Source organism: Actinomycetota bacterium, from assembly GCA_041658565.1.
In the GTDB taxonomy this organism is placed as follows: domain Bacteria; phylum Actinomycetota; class AC-67; order AC-67; family AC-67; genus JBAZZY01.
Map to the genome: position 1 here is coordinate 36,530 of JBAZZY010000023.1, position 7,700 is coordinate 44,229.

A 7,700-nucleotide genomic window follows, 5' to 3' on the forward strand; every position below is an offset into this window, starting at 1 on the left:
ATATTGCGGCCGGAAGCGGCGCGGCGCGAGGTGCGTCGGGGCTGCTTTTTTCGTGAGAGGGAGGCGTGGAGTGTCTCGACTACTTCCCGAACGCGTTGGCACCGTCTACAAGGGCGGGCAGGGCCAGTGGTCCTGGGCGATTCACCGCATCACCGGTGTCGCCGTCATCGTGTTCCTATTCGTTCACATCGCCGACACAGCACTCGTCGGGTTCGGACCGGAAGTCTTCAACCGGGTTGTCAGCACATACCACAACCCCGTAATTCGCCTGCTCGAAATCGGGCTGGCGGCCGCGGTTCTGTTCCACGCGCTGAACGGCCTACGCATCATCCTGATCGACTTCGTTCCGCGAATGGCGGACTACCACAAGCAGCTATTCCGCGGCGTCGTCGGCCTGTACATCGTGATGATCATCCCGGCCCTGTACTTCATGGGCCGTGGCGTTCTGAGGAGTCTGTGATGGCCGTCACGACGGGATCCAAACGCACGCCGGCGCGCGAGCGCGCATCGAGTTCGACCGAGTTGTGGACGTGGCTGTTCATGCGCGTCTCCGGCCTTGTCTTGGTGTTCCTGGTTCTCGGTCACTTCACCATCGTCCACCTGCTGGACGGCGGAATCGATCGCATCAACTTCAAGTTCGTCGCAGGACGCTGGTCGAACCCACTGTGGCAAACCTGGGACTGGACGATGCTGTCCCTCGGCTTGCTGCACGGGACCAACGGCGTCAAGACGCTCATCAATGAGTACGTGAGCAAGCCCGGCAAGCGCACATTGCTGAAGAGCATCCTCTACGTTCTCACCTTAGTGTTCTTGCTCCTCGGCACGGTCGTGATCGTCGCGTTTGATCCCACGAAGGGAACGGGTTTCTGATGCCGCGCTACCACACCTATGACGCGATCATCATCGGGGCCGGAGGCGCCGGATTGCGTGCGGCGCTCGAGTCGTCGAAGCGAGTGAAGACCGCAGTCATCACCAAGCTCTACCCAACACGCTCACACACCGGCGCAGCACAAGGCGGCGTGTGCGCATCCCTGGCCAACGTCGAAGATGACAACTGGGAATGGCACGCGTACGACACCGTCAAGGGTTCGGACTTCTTGGCCGACCAAGACGCCGTCGACGTGATGTGCCAAGAGGCCTCGCACGCCGTGCTCGAACTTGAGCGCATGGGGCTTCCGTTCAACCGGACGCCCGACGGCAGGATCGACCAGCGGCGGTTCGGCGGCCACACGCGCAACCACGGCGAAGGCCCGGTCAAACGAGCGGCCTACGCGGCCGACCGTACCGGCCACATGATCTTGCAGACGCTGTTCCAGCAGTGCGTGAAACAAGGCGTGGAGTTCTTCAACGAGTTCTACGTTCTGGACGTCGTGATGTCGGGCAAGCAAGTCGCCGGCGTCGTGGCGTACGAGTTGGCAACCGGCGAGTTGCACGTCTTCCACGCAAAGGGCGTGCTGTTCGCGTCCGGCGGATTCGGCAAGATGTGGAAGGTCACGTCGAACGCCCACGCGCTTACCGGGGACGGCCCCGGAGCCGTCCTTCGCCGTGGGCTTCCGTTGGAGGACATGGAGTTCTTCCAGTTCCACCCGACGGGGCTCTACGGCATCGGCATCCTGCTGTCGGAGGCCGCGCGCGGCGAGGGCGGCATCTTGCGAAACGGACTCGGCGAGCGGTTCATGGAGCGTTACGCGCCGACCATCAAGGACTTGGCGCCGCGCGACATGGTCAGCCGTGCGATCTATTTCGAGATCAAGGAAGGCCGCGGGTGCGGTCCGAAGAAGGACCACGTCCTGCTGCACGTCGATCACCTCGACCACAAACTCGTCGAGGAGAAGTTGCCCGATATCACCGAGTTCGCGCGGATCTACCTCGACGTCGAACCGCTGAAAGAGGGCGTGCCGATCCAACCCACGGCGCACTACGCAATGGGCGGGATCCCGACCGACGTCTTCGGGCGCGCGCTGGCCGACGCCAAGAACACGCCCGTTCGGGGGATGTATGCAGCCGGCGAATGCGCGTGCGTGAGTGTTCACGGCGGCAACCGCCTGGGGACGAACTCGCTCCTGGACATCATCGTGTTCGGACGCCGCGGCGGCATCACAATGGCTGAGGAAACCCGGCAGATGGACTTTGCGCCGCTGCCGGCCGATGCACACGAGGCAACCGAGGCTCTGCTGGCCGGGATCCTCGAGCGGCCGCAACAGGAATCGATCGCCGACCTGCGGGCGGAACTGCAGCAGTCTATGGACGACAACTGCGGCGTCTACCGCACCGACGAACTGCTCGGGCAACAGGTGGAGATCATCGCCGAGTTGCAGGACCGCTACGAAAACGCCGGCGTCAAGGACAAGTCGTCGACGTATAACACCGAACTGCTCGAGGCAGTCGAGTTGGGATTCCTTCTCGATCTTGCGCAGGTCACGGTGGCGGCGGCGCACGCCCGCAAGGAATCGCGAGGCGGGCACTACCGCGGCGACTACACGAGCCGAGACGACGTGAAGTGGATGAAGCACTCACTGGCTTGGAAGAACGGGCAGAAGACAAAGCTCGACTACAAGCCGGTCACCGTGACGCGCTACCAGCCCACCGAGCGCAAGTACTGAAGGAGATCACTCGATGACGTGGACCAAGCGGACCGAACCCGTCCGCGCGCAGCGTAAGGGGGTCGCAGCATGAGTGCGGCGATCAACCCGAGCAAGCGGGCGACGTTTAAGATCCTTCGCTTCGACCCGGCGGTGGACTCGAAGCCTCACTGGGAGACCTACACCGTCACGTACGAGGCACTCGACAGAGTGTTCGACGGCCTTCACCAGATCAAGTGGCATCAGGACGGCTCGCTGACGTTCCGCCGTTCCTGTGGTCACGGGATCTGCGGGTCGGACGCGATGCTGATCAACGGCGTCAACCGTCTGGCGTGCAAGGTTCTAATCAAGGACCTCAAGCAACCGATCAAGATTGAGCCCATTCGCGGCCTTCCGGTCGAGAAGGACCTCGTGGTTGACATGGAGCCGTTCTTCGCGGCCTACCGCAAGGTTCTGCCGTTCCTGATCAACAACGACCCCGAACCCGACCGCGAGCGGCTGCAGTCCCCCGCCGATCGCGAGCGCTACGACGACACCACCAAGTGCATCTTGTGCGCCTGCTGCACGACCTCGTGCCCGATCTTCTGGGCCGACGGCGAGTACCAGGGCCCGGCGGCGATCGTCAATGCGCACCGATTCATCTTCGACTCCCGCGACCATGCCGCGGACGACCGAATCGGGATCCTCACCGACGCCGAGGGCGTGTTCAAGTGCCGCACCACCTTCAACTGCACCGACGCCTGCCCGCGCGACATCCACGTCACGCGAGCGATCCAAGAGGTCAAACAGGCGGTCTTGTACTCGAAGGTCTAACGCACACTCACAGAAGAGCCGGCCAATGGCCGGCTCTTCGCTTTGTGGTGACTAGGCGCGCGCGCGCGGAGTGAAGCCGACTTTGGCGTAGACGTCGGCGACGGTTGCGGCAGCGACTTCCTGGGCCTTGCGCGCGCCGATCTCCAGCACGCGCGCCAGTTCCGCGGGATCCGAGGTGAACTCGCGGTAGCGAGCCTGCAGCGGCTCCAGGTGCGCCACGATCGCGTCGGCGAGCCCGGACTTGAAGTCGCCGTAGCCCTTGCCCTCGTACTCGGCCTCGAGTTCGGCGACGGTCTTGCCGGTCACGACCGAGTAGATCGTGAGCAGGTTGGTGATCGCGGGCTTGTCTTCGCGCGCGAGGATCTCGCGCCCGGAGTCGGTGACTGCGATCTTGACCTTCTTGCGCACTACCTCGGGAGGATCGGTGATCTTGATGGTTCCTTGCGGCGACTCGGCCGACTTCGACATCTTCGCCAGCGGGTTCTGCAAGTCTTTGATGCGCGCGCCCACGGTGGGGATGGCGGGTTCGGGCACGACGAAGGTCTCGCCGTAGCGGGAGTTGAAACGCTGCGCGACGTCGCGCGTAAGTTCCAGGTGCTGCTTTTGGTCCTCGCCGATCGGAACGTGATCCGCTTGATACAGCAAGATGTCCGAAGCCATCAACACCGGATACGCGAATAGACCAAACCCGATCGAGGCTTCCTTTTGCTTCGCCGACTTGTCCTTGAACTGCGTCATGCGCCGCATCTCGCCGAACATGGCGAAGCACCCGAGCACCCATGCGAGTTCGGCATGTTCGTGCACGTGCGACTGCACGAACAGCGTCGCCTTTTCGGGGTCGATGCCGACGGCAAGGTAGACGGCGGCAAGATCCAGGGTCGCGCGGCGCAACTCGTCAGGGTCCTGAGGCAACGTGATGGCGTGCATGTCCACGATGCAGAAGAAGCAGTCGTTTTCATGCTGAGCAGCGACGAACTGGCGCAGCGCGCCGATGTAGTTGCCCATGTGGATGTCGCCGGTGGGCTGCACTCCCGAAAGGATCCGGGTCACGCTCACTCCCTCCAATTGAAAACGCGCGCGCGTGGCGGCACTCTACCAACCGTGCCTGCCACGCGCGCGCGCGTGAAACGAACTGCTAGGCGAGCTGCGCCAGGTCGGCACACTTGCCGCGCACGGCCTCAGCGGCCTCACGAAGGCCCGAGAGTTCCGTGTCGGTCAGCGGCAACTCGACGATCTCCTTGACGCCGCCGGCGCCCAAACGCGCCGGGACGCCCAGGTAGACGTCTTTGATTCCGTACTGGCCGGTCACCCATGCGCACACCGGCATCGAAGCCCCGGTGTCGCCTGCGACGGCCTCGACCATCGTGGCCGCCGCGCTCGACGGCGCGTAGTACGCGCTGCCGGTCTTGAGCAGTCCGACGATCTCGGCTCCACCGTCACGGGTCCGCTTGACCAACCGCTCGACCGTCTCGGCATCGCACACGTCCGCAAGCGGCTTGCCGGCAACGGTGACCTGTGATGGCACCGGCACCATGGTGTCGCCGTGCGAGCCCAGCGTGATCGCCTCGACCTCCAACGGAGACACGCCGAGTTCCTCGCCCACGAAGTGCTTGAACCGCGCAGTGTCGAGCATGCCGGCCTGACCGAGCACCCGCGCGTGCGGGAAGCCCGAGGCCTCGCGGAACAGGAAGGTCATCTCGTCCAGCGGGTTCGTCACCACGATGACGACTGCGTTCGGAGACCCGGGGCAGAACTGCTCGGCAACGCCGCGGATGATCTTGGCGTTGACTTCGAGCAAGTCCATGCGGCTCATGCCCGGCTTGCGGGGCAGGCCCGCGGTGACCACGCACACGTCCGAGCCTGCGGTCTCTTCGTAGGTGTTCGTGCCCACGATGCGGGTCTCGAACCCTTCGATCGAACGGGACTGCATCATGTCGAGCGCGAGGCCCTGAGGCAGCCCCTCGACGATGTCGGTCATGACGATCTCGTCGATAACCTTGGATTCCGCCAGCCGCTGAACTGTCGTAGATCCGTATTTGCCGGCGCCGACGACCGTTACTTTCATCGCAGCTCCTCCATCTTCAGGATGACGCCATCGGCGACCTGGCTTGTCCCGACGGCCGTGGGGTCGTCGCGACGCGCCTTGAGGTCGTAGGTGACGTACTTGCCTTCCTTGATGACCGCGGCGAGCGCGTTCTCCAACAAGTCCGCCGCCTCGATCTCTTCCAGGTGCCGCAGCATCAGGACACCCGAGAACATCATTGCCATCGGGTTGACCTTGTTCTGACCCTTGTACTTGGGCGCGCTTCCGTGAGTTGCCTCGAACACCGCAACCTCGTCACCGATGTTCGCGCCCGGCGCGACACCGAGTCCGCCGATGAGGCCGGCACACAGGTCGCTGATGATGTCGCCGTACAGGTTCGGAAGAACCAGGACGTCGTACTCCTCGGGGCGCTTGACCAACTGCATCGAAACGTTGTCCACGATGCGATCATCGAACTCGATCTCAGGGTAGCCCTTGGCGACCTCGCCGGCAGTGCGAAGGAACAGACCGTCGGAGAACTTCATGATGTTGGACTTGTGGACCGCGGTGACCTTCTTGCGGCCGTTCTGGCGCGCGTAGTCGAAGGCGAACTTGGTGATGCGCGCGCTGCCCGAGATCGAGATCGGCTTGATCGTGATACCGGAGTCTTCCTTGATCTGCTTGGACTGAATGTCGTTCAGGAAGTCGATGACCTTCTTGGCGTCGTCGGTCCCCTGCTCGAACTCGATTCCCGCGTACAGGTCCTCGGTATTCTCGCGAACGATGACGATGTTGGCGCCGGGGAACGTGCCGGGGATTCCCTCGTAGTACTTGCACGGACGCAAGCACGCGTAGAGGTCGAGTTCCTTGCGAAGCGCAACGTTCACGCTGCGGAAGCCGCCGCCGATCGGAGTGGTGATCGGACCCTTGATGGCGATCTTGTTGGTCCGGATCGACTCGAGGACGTGCTCGGGCAGCGGGGTCCCGTACTTGTCCATCACGTCGGCGCCGGCGTCCTGCACGTCCCAGTCGAACGCGACGCCGGTGCCTTCGAGAACCCGACGAGTTGCCTCGGATAGCTCGGGACCGACACCGTCACCAGGAACAAGCGTCACACGATATGCCATAGAAACTTTCCTCCCTCATGGAGAACACGAAGTCTGGTTCGAATAGATGCGCGCGCCATTATCGCGCGTCTAGTGCGCGCCGCTCAAAGCGACCCCGGGCGCGCGGCTCACCAATGCCCCACCAAGATCCGTCCCAGTGTTCCTGCCAGCGCCGCGAGCACGCCGACCCTGCGCGTCCAACGCCCTGCGGTTCGAAGAAGTTCCCTGCGACGCGCGCGCTCGGGGGCCGAGCGCATCCGTGCGAGCACCCCGAAACCGATCCCCACCGCGGCCACCACGGCGCCGTAGCCCCCGGTGGCGGCGAAGTACCGAGGGGTCGGGGTGGAGATCGTTGCCTGGGTGACCACGCCGATGGTGCCCACGAGCAGCGCAAGGCCCCCGACCAGCACGACATAGGGGATGGCTCGACGGTATCCCATCTTTACGCCGCGAGCGATCATGTCCGCGCGCTCGGGTATAGGACCTCGCGTCACGGCCACAAGTAGCAGGCCATATAGCAGCACGCCTGCCCCCCAGACGACCAGGAAGGAGTACGCCTTCATTTCGTCGGACCGATGGGGTACATGGCCACGCCCGCGAGCGCAGCCGCCAGCCGCGTGGCATCGCTTAGCGTCTTGTACCCGGCCACCGTCAACCCGACGCCCACCGCGAACTGCGTGGCGCTATCTCCGCACGGGGTCGCGGCGTCGTCGTCAAGACAGTCCATGGCCGTCACGCCGAACGCACCCACGACCCCGGCGAGTGCAGCGGGGCCGACGCTCGCCTCCAGAGCGGCAACCGTTGCAGCCGACAGGGTGACGGTGCCTGCGGCCACGGCGAGCAGACCCGCCGTAGCCACCACGGCCACCACACCTGCGGCGATGGCTATCCCCTGAAAGACACTGCGCCAGGGGAACAAGCCGAGTGGATCGATCAACACCGTTGGGCGGTTGTTCGCATACACGTACGCACTGACGTAGGGAGTCCCAGTGCGGGACGCGACGGGATCCACTTGCAGGAACCTGCCAAGGCTCGGATCCATGGCGCGCGAAATGCTCACCAGTGGCCCACCACGATCCGTCCCAGAGTTCCTGAGAGCGCCGCGAGCACGCCGACTCTGCGCGTCCAGCGCCCTGCGGTTCGAAGGAGTTCCCTGCGACGCGCGCGCTCGGGTGC

Annotated in this window: 9 protein-coding genes; 4 read left to right on the top strand and 5 right to left on the bottom strand. The window is 64.1% G+C overall.

Features of this window, described 5'->3' with window-relative positions:
• The first annotated feature begins 70 nt into the window (after positions 1-70).
• From sdhC to WDA27_11160, 4 genes are all read left to right on the top strand, one after another.
• Positions 71-460: a succinate dehydrogenase, cytochrome b556 subunit gene (sdhC, locus tag WDA27_11145; GenBank protein MFA5891484.1), complete on the top strand. Its 390-nt coding sequence runs from the start codon at positions 71-73 to the stop codon at positions 458-460.
• Positions 460-870 (top strand): succinate dehydrogenase hydrophobic membrane anchor subunit, encoded by a 411-nt coding sequence (locus WDA27_11150; GenBank protein ID MFA5891485.1) that lies wholly within the window; start codon positions 460-462, stop codon positions 868-870. Before sdhC ends, WDA27_11150 begins: the two co-directional genes overlap by 1 nt.
• Entirely contained in the window at positions 870-2,603 is a 1,734-nt protein-coding gene (gene sdhA / locus WDA27_11155) for a succinate dehydrogenase flavoprotein subunit (protein MFA5891486.1), read from the top strand. Before WDA27_11150 ends, sdhA begins: the two co-directional genes overlap by 1 nt.
• Positions 2,604-2,672: 69 nt before the next feature.
• Positions 2,673-3,395, top strand: coding sequence for a succinate dehydrogenase iron-sulfur subunit (locus WDA27_11160; protein MFA5891487.1), 723 nt, complete (start codon positions 2,673-2,675; stop codon positions 3,393-3,395).
• A gap of 51 nt (positions 3,396-3,446) precedes the next feature.
• Here the strand turns inward: WDA27_11160 and trpS are convergent, their stop codons facing one another.
• The 5 genes from trpS to WDA27_11185 all read right to left on the bottom strand — a co-directional run bounded on the left by trpS (position 3,447) and on the right by WDA27_11185 (position 7,566).
• On the bottom strand, positions 3,447-4,445 hold the full coding sequence (gene trpS, locus WDA27_11165; protein ID MFA5891488.1) for a tryptophan--tRNA ligase: 999 nt from the start codon (positions 4,443-4,445) through the stop codon (positions 3,447-3,449).
• A gap of 85 nt (positions 4,446-4,530) precedes the next feature.
• Positions 4,531-5,460 (bottom strand): malate dehydrogenase, encoded by a 930-nt coding sequence (gene mdh / locus WDA27_11170; protein MFA5891489.1) that lies wholly within the window; start codon positions 5,458-5,460, stop codon positions 4,531-4,533.
• Positions 5,457-6,545, bottom strand: coding sequence for an isocitrate/isopropylmalate dehydrogenase family protein (locus WDA27_11175; protein MFA5891490.1), 1,089 nt, complete (start codon positions 6,543-6,545; stop codon positions 5,457-5,459). Before WDA27_11175 ends, mdh begins: the two co-directional genes overlap by 4 nt.
• 107 nt (positions 6,546-6,652) lie before the next feature.
• Complete coding sequence (locus WDA27_11180) at positions 6,653-7,087, bottom strand: hypothetical protein (GenBank protein ID MFA5891491.1); 435 nt, start codon at positions 7,085-7,087, stop codon at positions 6,653-6,655.
• Positions 7,084-7,566 carry a hypothetical protein gene (locus WDA27_11185; GenBank protein ID MFA5891492.1) on the bottom strand — a complete coding sequence of 161 codons (483 nt, stop codon included), beginning with the start codon at positions 7,564-7,566 and terminating at the stop codon, positions 7,084-7,086. The genes WDA27_11180 and WDA27_11185 overlap by 4 nt, the downstream gene beginning before the upstream one ends.
• Between the last annotated feature and the right edge of the window lie 134 nt (positions 7,567-7,700).